The following is a 17,213-nucleotide window of genomic DNA, read 5'->3' as shown; positions in this document are numbered from 1 at the left end:
GGAAGGCGAGCACGACCGTGACCGAACTCCTCGAACCGACCTCCCCCTCCGCCGAGACGGAACTGCGCCGCTCCTTCCGGGGCCCGGTCGTGGGACCGACCGACCCCGACTTCGACCGGGTGCGGGCCGTGTGGAACGGCATGCACGACCGCCGGCCGAGCACGATCCTGCGCTGCACCTCCCCCACCGACGTCGGCGCCGCGCTGCGCTACGCCCGGGCGACCGGGCAGCCGGTGACCGTGCGCGGCGGGGGCCACAACGTCGCGGGGACCGCCCTCGCGGACGGCGCCGTACTGATCGACCTCTCCCTCATGCGGGAGGTGACGGTCGACCCCGAGCGGCGGATCGCCCACGCCCAGGGCGGCAGCCTCCTCGCCGACGTCGACGCCGCGACCACCCCGCACGGCCTGGCCTGCCCCGCCGGCGTCGTCTCGCACACGGGCCTCGGCGGCCTCGCCCTCGGCGGCGGCTACGGATGGCTCGCCCGCAAATGGGGCCTGACCTGCGACCACATCCTCGCCGCCGAGGTGGTGCTGGCCGACGGCAGCGTGGTCGTGGCCGACGAGGACCACCATGCGGACCTGTTGTGGGGCCTGCGCGGCGGCGGCGGCAACCTCGGCATCGTCACCCGCTTCACGCTGCGGCTGCGCCCGGTCGGCCCGGTGCACCTCCACACCGGCGTCTTCCCCCTCGACCGGGGGCTCGAAGCGCTGGCCCGCTACCGGGAGTTCGCCGAGGCCCAGGGCCCCGACCTGCACGCCGTGGGCGCCCTCAAGCACGCCGGGACGCAGGACTGGATCCCCGCGGAACTGCGCGGCGAGCCGGCCCTGTTCCTCACGGCGGCCTGGTTCGGCGACCCCGCGAGGGGGCCGGAGCACACGGATCCGCTGTTCGCGTCCGCCGCCGGAAGCGACGTCCGCCTCCTGGAGTACGCCGAGCTCCAGGCGCTGGGGGACCACGGCGAGCCCCACGGGAACCGCTACTACACCAAGTCCTGCTACCTGTCCGAACTCACCGGTGACGCCGCCGGGCAGCTGCTCGCGAGCGCCGCCGCCATGGTCTCCCCGTACTCGTCCGTCGACTTCGAGTACCTGCGCGGCGCCATCGCGGACGTCCCCGACGAGGAGTCCGCCTTCCCCCGCCGGGACGCCCCGTACATCGTCACCGTCTCCTCGCAGTGGACCGATCCCGACCGGGACGCGGCCAACGCGGACTGGAGCCAGCGGGGCGTACGAGGGCTCGCGCCGTGGCAGCACGGCGGCGCGTACGTCAACTACCTCCAGGACGAGGCGCCCGGCAAGGTCGCCGAGGTCTACGGCGCGGCCCGGTACGAGCGCCTGGCGGAACTCAAGCGCCGTTTCGACCCGCTGAACGTGCTGTCCGGCAACCAGAACATCCTCCCGACCTCCTCCGCCCCCCGGTAAGAAGGGACCCCCCATGTCGCCGACCACCCCGCTCACCCCGCGCGTCACCCCGCCGCTCACCTACGCGAGCAACGAGCCCGGGGCGTTCGTCCGGGCCCTGCGCTCCCCCTGGTACCAGCTCGTGGCCGACCTCCAGGAGACCCTCCAGTGGACGACCATGGAGTACGCGCGCTCGCAGGGGCTCAAACACCTGTGGCTCCCGATCACGACGCGCACCGTCACCTGCCCCACCGCCCTCGGCAGCGACACCGAGGCCGTCAAGGTCGACGTGGGCGGCGTCGACACCTACCTGGCCGACTCGATGCAGTTCGCCCTGGAGTACGGCTGCCGCCTCTCGCCCGGCGGCTGCTACAGCGTCCTGCCGAGCTTCCGCGGCGAGACCCCCGACGCGACGCACCTGAGCCAGTTCACGCACAGCGAGGCCGAGATACCCGGCGGGATGGAAGACCTCATCCGCTACGTCGACGGCTACGTCAAGGCGCTCTCCGCGGCCCTGCTCGACCGGCACGGCGAGCAGCTCCTCAGCGCGCGCGGCGACGTCTCGCACCTGGAGCGCATGGCCCGTCACACCGCCCCGTTCGAGCGGGTCACCCTGGACGAGGCGATACGGATCCTCCAGGACGAGGACGGCTGCGTCCGCGACGAGGGCGGTTGGCGGACCCTGACCCGCGAGGGCGAGCGCCTGCTGATGGCCAGGGTCAGCGAGTTCGTGTGGGTGCACGACCAGGACACCCTGGCCGTGCCCTTCTACCAGGCCTTCAGCCCGGACGACAGCGACCGGGCGCGCTGCGCCGACCTCCTCTTCGGCATGGGCGAGGTCGTCGGCTCCGGCGAGCGCCACGTCGATCCCGGGCTCCTGCGCAAGTCCATGGCGATGCACAACGTCAAGGAGGAGGAGTACGAGTGGTACGTCCGCATGCGTGAGGAGACCCCGATGCTCACCTCCGGGTTCGGCATGGGCTTCGAGCGGTTCCTGATGTGGGTGCTCGGTCACGACGACATCCGCGACCTGCCCCTCGTCTCCCGCGTCGACGAGCCCCTGGCCTGGCCGCCGGCGGTCCTGCGCCCCTGAGGTCCCGCGCCCCGCGCCGGCCCACGCGTCCCCCACACACCGAACGTGCCGCCCCGGACGCACCCGCGTCCGGGGCGGCGCGTCCCCGCACGAAACGAGACAGCCCGCGATGACGCCCGAGCCCGTACCGCTCCTGTGCCTGCCCTACGCGGGCGCCGGCGCGAGCGTGTTTGCCAAGTGGCACCCCCTGACCCCGCCCGGTGTCCTCCTGGCGCCCCTGCAACTGCCGGGCCGTGAGGAGCGCACCGACGAGGAACCCCTGCGCGACGTGGCCGAGGCCGTCCGGGCCCTGCTCCCCGCGGCCGAGGCCGCGGCGGCCGGACACCGCCGCGTGGCCCTCTTCGGGCACAGCATGGGCGCCGTGCTCGCCTTCGAACTCGCCCGCGCCCTGGAGGAGCGCACCGAGGTCCCGGTCGCCCACGTGTACGTGAGCGGGTCGCCGGGCCCCTTCCACGGTCGCACCGAGAGCGCGGCCGACCTCGACGACGACGCGTTCCTCGCCGCCGTGGAGACCTTCGCGGGCTACCGGCACCCGGTGTGGGAGGTGGCGGAGTTCCGGGAGCTGTTGCTGCCGATGCTGCGCGCGGACGTGGCCATGCACGAGGGCTACCGTCCGCTGTCGCAGGCGCCCGTAGAGGCGCCCGTGACCTGCCTGCGGGGCGACGCGGACACGTTGGTCGGCGCGGGTGACGCGGCCGAGTGGGGCAAGGCGACCACCGGCGCGTTCACGTACGCGGAGCTGCCGGGCGGCCACATGTACCTGCTGGACGCGCCCGGGGAACTGCTCCGCCTGATCGCCGCGGACCTCCACCCCGGCGCGAAGGCCCCGACCGGGCGGGAGGCGCGGTGAGGCTGGAGGGCAGGACGGCCGTCGTCACCGGGGCGGGCCGCGGGCTCGGCCGGGCGACGGCCGTGCGCTTCGCCGAGGAGGGCGCGGACCTGGTGCTCCTGGACATCGGCGCGGACATCGCGGGCGTACCGTACCCGCTCGCCGACCGGGACCAGTTGGAGCGGACCGACGAGCTGTGCCGGAAGGCCGGCGCGGCCACCCTGTCCGTGCTCGCGGACGTCCGGGACAGCTCCTCGGTGCGGGACGCGATCGGCACGGCGCTGCGCCGGTTCGGCACGGTCGACGTACTGGTCAACAACGCCGGCATCGCGGCCCCGTCCGGCAGGCCCGTCCACGAGATCGAGGACGACGAGTGGCAGCTGATGCTGGACGTCGACCTGTCCGGGGCCTGGCGGATGATCCGGGCCGTCGCGCCCGGCATGCTCGCCCGGCGCGGCGGCAGCATCGTCAACGTCTCCTCGACGGCGGGCCTCGTGGGGTACCGGAACTTCGCGGCCTACGTGGCGGCCAAGCACGCGCTGGTCGGACTGACCAAGGCGGCGGCACTCGACTTCGCGCCGCTGCGGGTGCGGGTCAACGCCCTGTGCCCCGGCTCGGTGCGCGACGCCCCCCACGTGGAGGGACGCATGCTGGCCGAGATCGCCCGCAGTCTCGACGTGGACGTCGACGAACACGAGCGGACCTTCGTGACGGCCCAGCCGATGAACGCGCTGATCGAACCCGAGGAGATCGCCAACGCGGCGCTCTGGCTGGCCTGTGACGACTCCCGCCAGGTGACCGGAACGACGTTGACGGTCGACGGCGGGTTCTCCGCCCGATGAGCCGTCCCGGCCGATGTGGAGATGAGATGACCGAAACGACTCACACGGGTACGGGCGCCGGCTCCGTGCTCGGGGACGCGACCGAACACGGCCTCGTCCTGCGCCTGTCCCACGGGGCCCGCATCGACCGGGCCGCGGAGCGGATCGCCCGCGCGGCCTCCTCGGCGCGGCTAAACGAGGTCGGCAGCTACTGGATCTCGCGGGCCGGGGTCACCCCGACCGCCTCCGCCCGGGGGCACCGAGAGGCCCTGCGGCCGCTCGGCCCCGGGGCCGCCGGCCCGCGCGTGGTCCTGACCCGCCATCCGGACGGCACGGCCGACCTCAGCGTCGTCGCCCGTCGGGGACGGCTGACCGCCGAGGGGCTGCGCGCGGTCGCCCGTGCGCTGACCGCCGCCGACGCCGATCCCGGCGACCTGCTCGACCTCCTGACCGGGACCGGGGCCGGGGCCGGGGCCGGGACCGACGGCGGAGCCGGGGCCGGGGCCGGCCGGGACGCGCACGACGCGGGTCGGCGTCCGGCCGGTGCACCCCCGTGGGGCCTGGCCGGCGACACGGGTCCGGGTCCGGACCCCGTCCCGGGCGCGCCCGGGACGGCCGCCGAGGGGCCCGTACGACCGGTGGCCGCCGTGGCCGCCGCGGCCCTCGCCCTGAGCCGGTACGAGCGCGCCGCCGCGGTGCGGCTGGCCGTCGTGTCGGACGCGACCTTCGGGGACTTCCCCGAGGCGAAGGTGATCCGGGTCGAGGTCGACGAGGACCTCCCGATCGGGCGGCTGCTCGACCGGGTCGAGGCCCGACTCCGCGCGCCGGGCGAGACGGACGGGGCGAACGGGACGGACAGGGCTGACGCGACGGACAGGGCGGGCGGGACGGACAGGGCGGGCGGGACGGGCGGCGGCGAAGGCCCGGCGGTCTGCGTGGTCCTGTCGGACCGCCGGCCCGGCCTGACCTACCTGCCGTTCCCGCCCGACGCCTTCGCGCTGGCGCCGGTCTTCGTCCGGGAGGGGGACGGCGTCGTCCTCGACACCTGCACCCGCTCGCCCGAGGCCGTGCACGCGACGGTCGCCGAGGCGTTCCTCCGGCAGGTCGGGCGGCTCGCCTCCGAGCTGGACGGGGAGCCGTCCGGGCGGATCGTCGCCGACCTCGCCCTGCTGACCGACGCCGACGCGCGCGCCGTCGTCGCGTGGGGCGACCGCACCGGGCCGGGCCCGGCGGAGGCCCTCGGGATCCCCGCCGCCGTCGAGCGGGCGGCCCGCGACCGGCCGGACGCGATCGCCGTGGACGACGGCGGGCGACGGCTGACCCATCGGGAACTGGACGAGCGGGCCTCGGCCTGGGCCCGCGAGCTGGTGCGGCGGGGCGTTTCCCCCGGCGATCTCGTCGGCGTCTGCCTGAAGCGCACCGTCGACCTCGTGGTGGCCCTGCTCGCCGTGCTCAAGAGCGGCGCCGCCTACGTCCCGCTCGACCCGCACTCCCCCGACGAGCGGCTGCGCCACATCGCCGAGGACGCCGGGCTCGCCCTCGTCATCAGCACCGTCTCGACCTTCCCCGCCGGGCCCGGTACCCCGGTGCTCGCGCCGGCGGCCCTGTCGGCGGGTGCGCAGGCGGCGCCGGACGTGGAGCTGCCGGTCGTCGGTCCCGACCACACCGCCTACGTCATCTACACCTCCGGGACCACCGGCCGGCCCAAGGGGGTGGTCGTTCCCCACGGAAACGTCCTCGCCCTGATGGAGGCCACGCGCGGGGAGATGGCCCTCGGCCCCGACGACGTGTGGAGCTTCTTCCACTCGGCGGCCTTCGACTTCTCGGTGTGGGAGATCTGGGGCTGCCTGCTGACGGGGGGCCGGCTCATCGTCGTACCCCACCTCGTGACGCGTTCGCCCGAGGAGTTCCACGCCCTGCTGGTGCGCGAGGGCGTCACCGTACTGAGTCAGACGCCGTCCGCCTTCGCCGCCCTGCTGGAGCACGACGCGCGGGAGGCGGGCCCGGCGCCGCGGCTCGTCGTCCTCGGCGGCGAGGCCTTCGACCCCCGGACTCTGGGCGGCTGGTTCCGGCGCCATCCGGTCGGCGAGAGCCGTCTGGTCAACATGTACGGGATCACCGAGACCACCGTGCACGTCACCCTCCACGACGTCCTGCCCTGGGCTCCCGCGACGCACCTCCACCGCGTGGGGCGCCCCCTCGCCGGCTGGTCCGTCTCCGTCCGGGACGCGCGGGGAAGGCCGCTGCCCCCCGGCGCGCTCGGCGAGATCTGGGTGGGCGGGGCGGGAGTGGCGCGGCGCTACCTCAACCGGCCGGAGCTCACCGCCGAGCGGTTCGTGGTCGACGGCGTGAGCGGCCGCCGGCTGTACCGCAGCGGCGATCTGGGGCGGCTGCGGCTCGACGGCTCGCTCGACCACGCCGGGCGGCTGGACGACCAGGTCAAGATCCGCGGGTTCCGCATCGAGCTGGGGGAGGTGCGCTCCGTGCTGCTGGACGATCCCGCTGTCGCGGACGCCGCCGTGATCGTCCTGGGCCGGGAGGACGGTCCGGCCCACGCCCGGCTCGTCGCCTACGTGGTGCCCGCCGACGGGGCGGGGACCACGGCGGACGTCCGCCGTCGCGTCGCGGCCCTGCTGCCCGACTACATGGTGCCGGCGGAGCTGATCGCGCTCCCCGCGCTGCCGTTGACCCTCAACGGGAAGCTGGACCGGGCGGCGCTGCCGCGACGCTCCCCGGCCGCCGCCGTACGGGAGGAGGGCGCGACCCCGGGGCCCGGAGCCGCGGGGTCCGAGACCCTGGAGCGTGTCCTCTCCGTCTGGCGCGGCGTCGTCGGGCCGAACACCCGGGCGGACGACCACTTCTTCGAGAACGGCGGCAACTCCCTGCTCGCCGTACGGCTCTTGGGCGCGTTGCGCAAGGCGGGCCTGGGCTCGGTGGCGGTGCGGGACCTCTACGCCCGCCCCACCCCGAGCGGGTTGGCGGCCCGCCTCGCGCCGGAGGGTTCCCGGTGACGGGCCGTCGTCCGTCCTGACGTGCCCGCCCGCCCGGGGCGGGCGGGCACGTACGCGCGCCGGCCGGGGCCTGCCGTCGCCCGGAGGGCGGCCCCCCGGCGTCCGGTACGTGCTCTCGGCGTGCCGGGCGTCGCGGGGCAGGCGGGAGTTCGACTACAGCCCTAGGAGCCGACGGCCTCCGGTTCCCCTCGCCCGGTCGGGCCCGCCCCCGGTCCGGCCTCGGCGACCGGGCCGGCGGACGCCGGGGCCGCCGCGGACCGCCCGGCCGCGCCCGCGACGGCCTCCGGCGCGGGGGTGACGCCCGCGACGAAGGGCCGCCACCAGGCCTCGCCCGGGGCGTCGGCCGCGCCGGGCTCGAAGGGCTGTCCCGGGATCGGCAGCGCGACGGCGGCCCCGGCGGCCTCGGCCGCGGCGACGGTGCCCTCCCCGGGCTCGTCCCACGGGTGCGGGGCCAGGTTGAAGGTGCCCCAGTGGATCGGCAGCATCGTGCCGCGCGCGACGCCGCCCTGGAGGTCGAGGTGGGCCCGCATGCCCTCCTCGGGCGTCATGTGGATGTCGGGCCAGTACTCGGAGTAGGCGCCGATCTGGATCATCGTGGCGTCGAAGGGGCCGTGGGCCTCGCCGATCTCCCGGAACCCGGGGAAGTAGCCGGTGTCCCCGCTGTGGAAGATCCGGTGCTCCTCCCCCGCCACGACCCAGGAGGCCCAGAGGGTGAACTGCTGGTTGCGCAGTCCGCGCCCGCAGAAGTGGCGGGCGGGCGTCGCGGTGAGGGTGAGGCCGGCGACCTCGGTGGCCTCGTTCCAGTCCAGTTCCCGCAGGCGGTGCGCGGGGACGCCCCAGCGCTCCAGGTGGGCGCCGACGCCCAGCGGGACGGCGAAGACCGTGTCGGTGCCGGCGAGGGCCTTGATCGTGGGCAGGTCGAGGTGGTCGTAGTGATCGTGCGAGATGACGACGACGTCGACCTCGCCGAGCGAGGCGAGCGGCACGGGGACGGGGTGCAGCCGCTTGGGGCCGGCGAAGGGGAAGGGCGAGCAGCGCTCGCCCCACACCGGGTCGAACAGGACGCGACGGCCGTCGATCTCCGCGAGGACGCTGGAGTGGCCCATCCAGGTCAGCCGCAGACCGCTCACCGGCGGCTTGGCCAGTTCGGCGAGGGTCGTCGGGTAGACGGGGATCGGCGCTCCGGGGTTGCGCCGGACCCGCTGTTCCTTGTGGAAGTAGATCCGCGCGAACTCGGCCTTCGACCCGGAGGGCCTGACCCGGGTTCCCAGGGGGTTCACGAAGGCCCCGTCGGCGAAGTTCGGCGAGCGCAGGATCCGCTCCAGTCGCGCCCCGGTGGGGTCCGCGCCGAAGGCTTCGGGCCGCAGGGCGCGCAGCCGGGGACGCAGGGGTCGGGAGCCGGTCAAGGCGCCTCCTGGGGAATGTGCGGGTCGGTCTGGTACGGACGTGCTCCGTACTCCGTACCAGACCAACGCGCACCGACGCCGGAGGATTCCGCCCGGGTCGGCTACAGCGGCAGCAAGTCCGGGCGCTTGGCCTCGACGTGGTCGCCGGAGGACTCCCCGCGCAGCCGGCGGCCGATCCACGGCACGAGGTGCTCGCGCGCCCACTGGATGTTGTCCCGGGTGACGTCCACCGAGCCGCGCGGCGGCGTGGGCGGCCAGGGCTGGTCCGGGTCGGCCGGGACCTCGTAGCCGAGGACCTGCGCCGCGCGCAGCGCGACGCGGGTGTGCCCCTCGGGCGAGAGGTGGAGCCGGTCGCCGTCCCAGGCGCGCCGGTCCTGTACGGACCTCAGCGACCAGAGGTCGAGGACGGGGCAGTCGTAGCGGTCGGCGATGGCGCGCACGTGGGCGCTGTACGTGGCCACCTTGCCCCGGAGGTGCTTGAGGACCGGGACGCCCCGGGTGTCGAAGCCGGTGGTGATCATGACCTGGCCGACGGCGCCGGTGAGGTCGGCGACGGCCGCCTCGAAGCGCTCCGCCACGTCGTCGGGGTCGGTGCCGGGCCGGATGATGTCGTTGCCGCCCGCGCAGAAGCTGACGAGGTCCGGGGCGAGGGCCTTGGCCCTCGGGACCTGGTCGGCCACGATCTGGTCCAGGAGCTTGCCCCGCACCGCGAGGTTCGCGTACCTGAAGTCGTGCTCGTCACGCCGATCCGCCAGGAGTACGGCGAGCCGGTCCGCCCAGCCGAGATACGAGTCCCCGGGTCCCGGGTCCCCCACGCCTTCGGTGAAGCTGTCCCCGATCGCCGCGTACGAGCCGATGGTCTTGAGTGTCGTCTTCGTCGCTGCCACGGGAACCCATCCTTCACCCCCGAAAGCAACCTACGCCAACGTAATGAGGGGTTGACGGACCGTGATCTATACCACCCGGGGGATAAGGAATAAGTACAGATGGGGCCGGGACCCCCCTCAGGCCCCGGCCCCACGTTCCTCACCGCCCGTCGGCGGGTGTCCTCAGAGGCTGACGCCCTTCGACCGGAGGTAGGTCACCGGGTCGATGTCGGAGCCGTAGGACGGGCCCGTGCGGATCTCGAAGTGCAGGTGCGGGCCGGTCACGTTGCCGGTGGCGCCGGAGAGTCCGATGCGCTGGCCGGCGGTGACGCTCTGGCCGACGGAGACGGACAGCGAGGAGAGGTGGCCGTACTGGGAGTACTTGCCGTCGGCGTGGCGGATGACGACCTCGTTGCCGTACGAGCCGCCCCAGCCTGCGGAAACGACGGTGCCCGCGCCGACCGCCTTCACGGTGGTGCCGGTGCTCGCGGTGAAGTCGACGCCGGTGTGGTAACCGGAGGACCACATGCTGCCGCCGAGGCGGTACGGGGTGGTGACGCCGCCGGCGACCGGGGAGACGAAGGCGCCGGCCTTCGCCGGGGCGGCCGGGGCGGCGGGGGCCGCCGGGGCCTTGCCGACGGAGCGCGGGGCCGGGACGGTCTTCTTGACCGGGGCGGGCTTCGGCGCCGGCGCGGCCTCGGGGGTCGCCCCGTCGGCGGCGTCCGCGCCGGAGGAGTCCTCGTCGCCCGCCTGGGTCCCGGTGGAGGAGCCCTGGGTCGGCGCGGCGGGCGCGGCCGGCGCCTGCGGGGCGGGGGTCCGGGCGCCCGCGCCGTCGAGGGTGAGCTTCAGGCCGGGGTGGATGAGGGAGGGATCGGAGCCGACGGCCTCGCGGTTGTCGGCGTAGAGCCGCTCCCAGCCGCCGGTGACGTGGCGCTCGGCGGCGATCTTCGAGAGGTGGTCGCCCGGCACGACGGTGTAGACGGTCGGCGCGGCGGCGGGAGCCTCGGCCGGCGCGGCGACGGGGGCCGCCTCGGCCCGCACGGGCGCGGCGGCCGGGGTGTTCGACGTGGCGGCCGGACCGGTGGCGTGGGCGCCGCCGGCTCCGATCAACTGCAGCGCGAGCGCGGCGCCGCCGGTGCCGGCCACCGCGATTCCGCGGGACAGGGAACGGGACTTCGGACGGCGGTGCTTACCCTTTCCGGGCATGGCGAATTCCTCTCCGTCGCCTGCGAGGTGAGCTGTCGGGTTCGGACTGGAGATGTCCGGCCGTATCCGTCGAGGACGTGTGCGGCTTCACCCCTAGCCGACCGGATGGGATCCGGTACGGCGGCTTACCTGGTTCCCCCGCTCCTGCCGCGCGCGTCGATGGTCGGGTGCGGTTCCCGGGCGGCGGCAGGATTAGGCGGTCCACCCGGATCGATCGCGAAGGTAATCGAGCGGGACCGTGCCCAACAAGCCGCCGATTCCCCGACGCATTCACGAGGAAGGGGAATCGAGGTAATTCCTGTCACCCTCCGTTTGTTCCGGACCATCAACAACCGCCCCGGCAAGGCAATTCGCATTTCGTGATCAGGCACGCACGGTCACCGTATGATCTGGCTCACGGAGTCCGGCGCGATCTCGCCTCCCCCTATGGCAAGTTGGCCTCAACCAGCGTAATTCGGACAACACAGGACTAGATGGAGGAGCACACGTGACCCAGCTGATACCCCCGCCCCTTCCGCCGCGGCCCGAACCGGAGCCGGAGCTGATCGGCGTGCGCAACTTCCGTGACGTGGGCGGGTTGCCCACCGCCGACGGACGGAGGGTCAGGCCGGGACTTCTGTTCCGAAGCGGACATCTCGCGCATGCCACCGAAACCGGTGCAGAGTTCCTCGGCTCCCTCGGCCTCCACACCGTCTTCGACTTCCGCAACCGCGCCGACCACGCCCTGGAGGGGGCGGACGTCGAGCTGCCGGGCGTACGGAACGTGAACATCCCGCTGTCGGATCCCGCCGACGGCCGCGAGTTCTGGAAGATGGTCCGCGAGGGCGATCTGGCGCAGCTGCGCGCGCTCCTGGGCGAAGGGAGGGCCGCCGCCCGCATGGCCGAGTCGTACCGCACCATGGTGCGCACCCGTACCGCCGAACACAGCCGGGTCGTCCACGCGCTCGCGCACGACAGCGTGCCGGCGCTCATGCACTGCGCGGCGGGCAAGGACCGGGCCGGCCTGTCGATCGCGGTCACCCTGCTGGCGCTCGGGGTCGAGCGCGAGGCCATCGTGGCGGACTACCTGGAGTCGAACGCCCCGCACCGCCGCTACCGGGTGCGCCGCGACGACGAAGCGGAGGCCCGCACCCCCGAGGTGATGGAGCTGCTCTCGCCGCTGTTCGACGCGCGCGCCGAGTACCTCCTCGCGGCGTTCGAGGCCATCGACGGCGGCTGGGGCGGGGTCGACCGCTACCTCGCCGAGGGTCTCGCGCTCGCGCCCGAGACCCTGGAGCGACTGCGCGGGCGGCTGCTGGAGCCGTAGGACCGCTCCCCCGCGGGGCCGCGCGGGCCCCGCGGGAAGCCGCGGTCGTCAGCGGTTGCCGACGGCCTGCTTGACCAGCGTCCGGCCGAAGTCCCACATCAGCGAGCCGCCGCCGTGGGCCTCGTCCATGACCTCGCGGAAGGCCCCGACGAAGCGGTCCACGTCCGCCTCGTCGACGATCAGCGGCGGGATGAGCTTGATGACCTCCAGGTGGTCGCCGGAGACCTGCGTGAGGATCCGGTGCCGGCTCAGCAGGGGCGCCACGACCATCTGCGCGAACAGGCCCTTGCGGGCGGCCTGGAGCATCGTCCAACGGCCGCGCAGCCCCAGCGAGGAAGGCCGGCCGAACTCGATGCCGATCATGAGCCCGCGCCCGCGCACCTCGTGCAGCAGCTCGTACTCGTCCACGAGCGCGGCGAGCCGACCGCGCAGCAGGTCGCCAGTGGCGCGGGCGCGGGCGACGATCCCCTCGTCCTCCATGACGGACAGGACCGCGAGGCCGGCGGCCATCGCCTGCGCGTTGGAACCGAAGCTCGCCGAGTGCACGAGCACCCGGTCCATGGAGGAGTAGACGCGCCGGAAGATCCAGTCCTTGCCGAGGGTGGCCCCGATCGGCACGTACCCGCCGGAGAGGGCCTTGGCCACGCACACGAGGTCCGGTTCCACGCCCGGCTCGTGCTGGTACGCGTAGAAGTCACCGGTGCGCCCGAGGCCGGTCTGCACCTCGTCGGCGATCAGCAGGGCCTTGTGCCGGTGGAGCATCTCCTGCGCGGCGCGCAGGAATCCCGGCGGGGCCGCGTGCACCCCCTTGCCCTGGACGGGCTCGACGATGAGCGCGGCCACGTCCCCGCGGGCCAGCTCCCGTTCCAGGGCCGTGAGGTCCCCGAGGGCGATCCGCGTGTCCGGGAGCAGCGGGGCGAAGCCGTCGCGGAAGCCGGCCTCGCCGTTGACGGACAGGGAGCCGGTGGTGAGCCCGTGGAAGGCGTGGTCGCAGTAGAGGACCCTGGGGCGGCCGGTGGCGTACCGGGCGAACTTCAGGGCGGTCTCCACGGCCTCGGTGCCGCTGTTGCCGAAGAAGACCCGGTCCAGGTGGGGGCTGTGCGCGAGGAGCCGCTCGGCCAGCAGTCCGGGCAGCGGCGGGCAGTCGAAGCGGGTGAGGTCGGCGAGGCCGGCGTCGAGGACGTCGTGCAGGGCGCGGCGGACCACCGGGTGGTGGCGGCCCAGGCCCATGACCCCGAATCCGGCCAGCATGTCGAGGTAGTCGTTGCCCTCGGCGTCGAAGAAGTGCGCGCCCTCGGCCCGCGTGTAGACCTTGTCGAAGCCGATGGTGTGCAGCATCCGGGGCAGCTGGGGGTTGAGGTGGCGGGCGTGCAGCTCGTAGCGTTCCCCGCCGCGCTCGGCCAGCAGCGCGGCGAGGTCGAAGCCGCCGGCTCCGCCCTGGGCGGCCGTCATGACGAGGCTTCCCGGTTGCCTCCGATGGTCTCGCGGGCCGCGCGCAGGGACTCCTTGAGGGACCCCATGGTGGCGAGGACGGCGGTGGGTTCGTAGCCGCAGTGCGCCATGCAGTTGGCGCAGCGCGGGTCCTTGCCGCGGCCGTACTTGCTCCAGTCGGTGTCCTCGATGAGTTCCCGGTAGGTGGGGACGTACCCGTCGCTCATCAGGTAGCAGGGGCGTTGCCAGCCGAAGAGCGAGTAATTCGGAATGGCCCAGGCGGTGCAGGGGAAATCCGCCTTGCCTTCCAGGAAGTCGAGGAAGAGCGGGGAGTGGTTGAGGCGCCAGCGGCGCCGGTTTCCGCCGGCGAAGGCCTTCCTGAACAGTTCGCGGGTCTGTTCGACGCCGAGGAAGTGTTCCTGGTCGGGGGCCTTTTCGTAGGCGTAGGCGGGCGAGATCATCATCTCGTCGACGCGGAGGTCGTCATTGAGGTAGTTGAGGACCTCGATGATGGTCTGGGGGGTGTCGGTGTTGAAGAAGGTGGAGTTCGTGGTGACCCGGAATCCGCGCCGCTTCGCCTCCTTGATGGCGGCGACCGCCTCGTCGAAGACGCCTTCCTTGGCCACCGATTCGTCGTGGCGTTCGCGCAGTCCGTCGATGTGGACGGCGAAGGCGAAATACGGGGAAGGGGTGAACTTCTCGATCTTCTTGCGGAGCAGCATGGCGTTCGTGCAGAGGAAGACGTACTTCCGCTTGGCCACCAGCTGGCGCACGATCTCGTGGATCTGGGGGTGCATCAGGGGCTCGCCGCCCGCGATGGACACCATCGGCGCGCCGGACTCCAGGACGGCGCCGACCGCCTGGGCCACGGGCATGCGCTGCTTGAGCACTCCGGCGGGGTGCTGGATCTTCCCGCACCCCTCGCACGCGAGATTGCAGGCGTAGAGCGGCTCCAGTTCGACGATCAACGGGAACTTCTCACGCTTGCGGACCTTCTGTTCGAGCAGATAGGTCCCGACCCTGATGGACTGTCGCAGTGGCATGGCCATCTGGCTCACCTCCTGGGGAGCAGCAACGAACGGTGCCAGTCATAAAAAGCGGGCAGTACGGCACGCAACACACGGAAGGCCGATATTCCACCGCGAACCGTGCCGATACGAACGAGCTCGTGCTCCGGAGCGTCCACGATCACCCGGACGGCCGCAACCGGGCGGGCCCCGCCCCGGGTGGCGGTCCACAGGGTCGCGGCGGACTCCATGTCGACGGCGAGGGCGCCGCCGGCGCGCAGCCGGTCGCGCTCCTGACCCCGCACGACGTGGTCGGAGCCGGTCAGGACGCCGGTGTGCACGGTGCGCCCGGGTGCGGCGCGGGCCAGGGCCTCGGCCAACAGGGCGGTGCCCGTGCAGGTCACGGAGCCGCGCGGGTCGCGCACCGTCTCCGCGACGACCAGGTCGCCCGGGTGCGTGCCGGGCACCAGGCCCGCGCAGAACCCGGTCGCGAGGACGGCGGCCCCCTCCATCCCGGGGCGCCCCAGGGCCTCGGTGACGGCCCGCTCGGCCGCGCGCGGGCCCATCCCGGTCCGCAGGACGGACGCGGCGGGCCGGCCCGCCTCCCGGGCGACGCGGGCGGCGCCGCGCAACGCCGTCCGCTCGATGCGCAGCGCGCAGGCGATCAGGAGCGGGGCCGGGGAGCCGGCCTCCCCGGTCATCCGGCCTCCTCGGCCGCGCCCGCGGACGCGGACGGGGTGGCGGCGGCGGACGGGGTGGCGGCGGACGGGGCCGGGGTGGCGGAGGCGGACGGGGCCGGGGCGCCGCGCCGTCCTCCGGGGCCGAAGGGTTCCCCGTGCAGGTAGCGGCCGAGCGCGGTGAGCGGGAACACCTGGCGGTAGAGGTGGTAGTTGATGGAGAAGTCCCACGGGAAGCCGGTCCCGGTGAAGTACGGCTCGTCCCAGGTGCCGTCGGCCCGCTGGGTGTCCACCAGGTGGGCGAGGCCGCGTTCGACGGCCTCGCCGTCCCGCTCCCCCGCCGACAGCAGCGCCATCAGCGCCCATGCGGTCTGCGAGGGGGTGGAGGCGCCCTTCCCGGCCCAGGCGCGGTCCCGGTAGGAGCGCTGGTCCTCGCCCCAGCCGCCGTCCTCGTTCTGTACGGATTCCAACCAGCGCACGGCCCGCCGGATCGCGGGGTGGGAGGGGGCGATGCCGGCGGTGGTCAGCGCCGGGAGCACCGAGCCGACCCCGTAGACGTAGTTGGTGCCCCAGCGCCCGAACCAGCAGCCGTCGGGCTCCTGTTCGGCGAGCAGCCAGTCGATGCCGCGACGGGTGCGGGGGTCGGCGGCCCGGCCCTCGACGGCGAGCATCTCCACGACGTGGGCGGTGACGTCGGCCGAGGGCGGGTCGATGACCTCCCCGAAGTCGCAGAAGGGCAGCCGGTTGGGCAGGGTGGAGGTGTTGTCGGCGTCGAAGGCGCCCCAGGCGCCGTTGCGCGACTGCATCCCGAGGTTCCAGGACACCCCGCGCGCGATGGCCGCCTCGATCCGGGCCGGTTCGGGATGGCGGACGCGGCGCAGCGCGAGGACCACCTCGGCGGTGTCGTCGATGTCGGGGTAGTTGTCGTTGTGGAACTCGAACGCCCAGCCGCCCGGTTCGAGCCCGGGCCGGCGCACGGCCCAGTCCCCGCTCTTGCGGATCTCCTCGCCGAGCATCCAGTCGGCCGCCGCGACCAGGGCCGGGTGGTCGGGCTCCAGGCCCGCGTCGGCGAGGGCGATGGCGGCCAGGCAGGTGTCCCACACCGGGGACTGGCAGGCCTCGATCATCCGGGCGCCGTCCTCGCGCCAGACGGCGAACCGGTCGAGCGAGGTCAGGCCGGCCCGCATCACCGGGTGGTCCAGGGCGTAGCCGAGCAGGTGCAGGGCGATGACGGAGTACACGGCGGGCGGTTGGATCCCGCCCCAGCAGCCGTCGTTCTCCTGGCGCTCGATGATCCAGCGGGCGGCGGTGGCCATGGCGGCCTCGCGCAGCCGGCGGGGGGCCACCCGGCGGTACAGGTGCAGGAGCCGGTCCATGCGCTGGAAGGCCCCGTCCCAACTGGCGGCGCTCGCCAGGGGTTTGTCGGGGAAGGGCGTGCGGGCGTCGGTGTGCAGCTCGTCCAGGGCGAAGGGGGCGGGGCGCACCGGCCGCAGCGCGGAGACCACGGTGAGCGGGACGATGGTCTGGCGGGCCCAGCAGCCGAAGTCGTAGATGTTCAGCGGCACCCAGGGCGGCAGGAAGACCAGTTCGGGAGGGAGTTCGGGCAGGTGGTCCCAGCTCCACCAGCCGAACAGGGCGAGCCAGATCCGGGTGAAGACGCGGGCGCCGGCGATCCCTCCGTGGGCCCTGATCCAGGCCGAGGAGCGGGCCATGTGCGGGGCGTCGGGCGGATCGCCGGCCAGGCGCAGGGCCACGTACGCCTCGATGGTGGCCGAGAGTTCGGGCGGACCTCCGTGGAAGGTGGCCCAGGTGCCGTCCTCGCGCTGTTCGCCCCGGATGAAGAGGGCGGCGGCGGCCGTGGTCGCCTCGTCGCGGATGCCGAGGAACTGCCGCAGCAGCAGGTCCTCGGCGTCCATGGTGACGTTGGTCTGGAGGTCGCCCTTCCACCAGCCGGCCGGGTCCTGGCGGGCCAGGAGGTCGCGGACGGCGCGCGCGGTGGCCTCCTGGACGGCGCCGCGCAGATCGGCGCCGGCGCCCGGGGCGGCCGGCACGGGCCGTCGGGCCCGCGCCCCGGCCGCGGTGCGGGCGTCGTGCGGATCGGCGCCGCCGGCCACCGCGCCGCCGCCGTCGGTCATCGCTGTCATGGCTTCCCCTTAG

The 17,213-nt window shown here is 74.0% G+C and carries 13 protein-coding genes and 1 riboswitch; of the genes, 6 read left to right on the top strand and 7 right to left on the bottom strand.

Annotation, left to right across the window (positions count from 1 at the left end; genetic code table 11):
• The first annotated feature begins 17 nt into the window (after window positions 1-17).
• The 5 genes from ACZ6ZI_RS16550 to ACZ6ZI_RS16530 all read left to right on the top strand — a co-directional run bounded on the left by ACZ6ZI_RS16550 (window position 18) and on the right by ACZ6ZI_RS16530 (window position 7,157).
• Entirely contained in the window at window positions 18-1,424 is a 1,407-nt protein-coding gene (locus tag ACZ6ZI_RS16550; protein ID WP_469520947.1) for an FAD-binding oxidoreductase, read from the top strand.
• A 13-nt stretch (window positions 1,425-1,437) separates the two neighbouring features.
• Window positions 1,438-2,496: an amino acid--tRNA ligase-related protein gene (locus ACZ6ZI_RS16545; protein ID WP_469520945.1), complete on the top strand. Its 1,059-nt coding sequence runs from the start codon at window positions 1,438-1,440 to the stop codon at window positions 2,494-2,496.
• A gap of 109 nt (window positions 2,497-2,605) precedes the next feature.
• The gene (locus ACZ6ZI_RS16540) at window positions 2,606-3,346 is read left to right on the top strand and encodes a thioesterase II family protein (RefSeq protein WP_469520942.1); all 741 of its coding nucleotides are present in this window, start codon (window positions 2,606-2,608) and stop codon (window positions 3,344-3,346) included.
• On the top strand, window positions 3,343-4,167 hold the full coding sequence (locus tag ACZ6ZI_RS16535; RefSeq protein ID WP_469520939.1) for an SDR family oxidoreductase: 825 nt from the start codon (window positions 3,343-3,345) through the stop codon (window positions 4,165-4,167). Before ACZ6ZI_RS16540 ends, ACZ6ZI_RS16535 begins: the two co-directional genes overlap by 4 nt.
• Before the next feature lie 26 nt (window positions 4,168-4,193).
• The gene (locus tag ACZ6ZI_RS16530) at window positions 4,194-7,157 is read left to right on the top strand and encodes an amino acid adenylation domain-containing protein (RefSeq protein ID WP_469520936.1); all 2,964 of its coding nucleotides are present in this window, start codon (window positions 4,194-4,196) and stop codon (window positions 7,155-7,157) included.
• Between the two features lie 161 nt (window positions 7,158-7,318).
• Here the strand turns inward: ACZ6ZI_RS16530 and ACZ6ZI_RS16525 are convergent, their stop codons facing one another.
• From ACZ6ZI_RS16525 to ACZ6ZI_RS16515, 3 genes are all read right to left on the bottom strand, one after another.
• On the bottom strand, window positions 7,319-8,563 hold the full coding sequence (locus ACZ6ZI_RS16525) for an MBL fold metallo-hydrolase (protein ID WP_469520933.1): 1,245 nt from the start codon (window positions 8,561-8,563) through the stop codon (window positions 7,319-7,321).
• 101 nt (window positions 8,564-8,664) lie between these two features.
• Window positions 8,665-9,450, bottom strand: coding sequence for an SGNH/GDSL hydrolase family protein (locus tag ACZ6ZI_RS16520; protein WP_363054881.1), 786 nt, complete (start codon window positions 9,448-9,450; stop codon window positions 8,665-8,667).
• A gap of 162 nt (window positions 9,451-9,612) precedes the next feature.
• Window positions 9,613-10,635 (bottom strand): peptidoglycan DD-metalloendopeptidase family protein, encoded by a 1,023-nt coding sequence (locus ACZ6ZI_RS16515; RefSeq protein ID WP_469520931.1) that lies wholly within the window; start codon window positions 10,633-10,635, stop codon window positions 9,613-9,615.
• Between the two features lie 4 nt (window positions 10,636-10,639).
• A riboswitch (cyclic di-AMP (ydaO/yuaA leader) is annotated at window positions 10,640-10,804 on the bottom strand.
• Window positions 10,805-11,122: 318 nt separating this feature from the next.
• On the opposite strand from ACZ6ZI_RS16515, the gene ACZ6ZI_RS16510 reads away from it, so the two are divergent.
• The gene (locus ACZ6ZI_RS16510) at window positions 11,123-11,941 is read left to right on the top strand and encodes a tyrosine-protein phosphatase (RefSeq protein ID WP_363054879.1); all 819 of its coding nucleotides are present in this window, start codon (window positions 11,123-11,125) and stop codon (window positions 11,939-11,941) included.
• 48 nt (window positions 11,942-11,989) lie between these two features.
• Here ACZ6ZI_RS16510 and ACZ6ZI_RS16505 read toward each other — a convergent pair whose 3' ends face one another.
• Genes ACZ6ZI_RS16505 through shc form a run of 4 tightly spaced genes read right to left on the bottom strand, consistent with a single transcriptional unit; the run spans window position 11,990 to window position 17,200 of the window.
• Window positions 11,990-13,393, bottom strand: a complete 1,404-nt coding sequence (locus ACZ6ZI_RS16505) for an aspartate aminotransferase family protein (protein WP_469520928.1) — start codon at window positions 13,391-13,393, stop codon at window positions 11,990-11,992.
• Window positions 13,390-14,421: an adenosyl-hopene transferase HpnH gene (hpnH, locus tag ACZ6ZI_RS16500; protein ID WP_363054877.1), complete on the bottom strand. Its 1,032-nt coding sequence runs from the start codon at window positions 14,419-14,421 to the stop codon at window positions 13,390-13,392. The genes ACZ6ZI_RS16505 and hpnH overlap by 4 nt, the downstream gene beginning before the upstream one ends.
• 5 nt (window positions 14,422-14,426) lie before the next feature.
• Window positions 14,427-15,080 (bottom strand): phosphorylase family protein, encoded by a 654-nt coding sequence (locus ACZ6ZI_RS16495; protein ID WP_469520925.1) that lies wholly within the window; start codon window positions 15,078-15,080, stop codon window positions 14,427-14,429.
• Window positions 15,077-17,200 carry a squalene--hopene cyclase gene (gene shc, locus ACZ6ZI_RS16490; RefSeq protein WP_469520923.1) on the bottom strand — a complete coding sequence of 708 codons (2,124 nt, stop codon included), beginning with the start codon at window positions 17,198-17,200 and terminating at the stop codon, window positions 15,077-15,079. Before shc ends, ACZ6ZI_RS16495 begins: the two co-directional genes overlap by 4 nt.
• Between the last annotated feature and the right edge of the window lie 13 nt (window positions 17,201-17,213).

This window comes from Streptomyces sp. NPDC103540, from assembly GCF_055584445.1.
The sequence above is the reverse complement of the archived record's forward strand: the minus strand, read 5'-3'. Positions and strand labels throughout refer to the sequence as shown.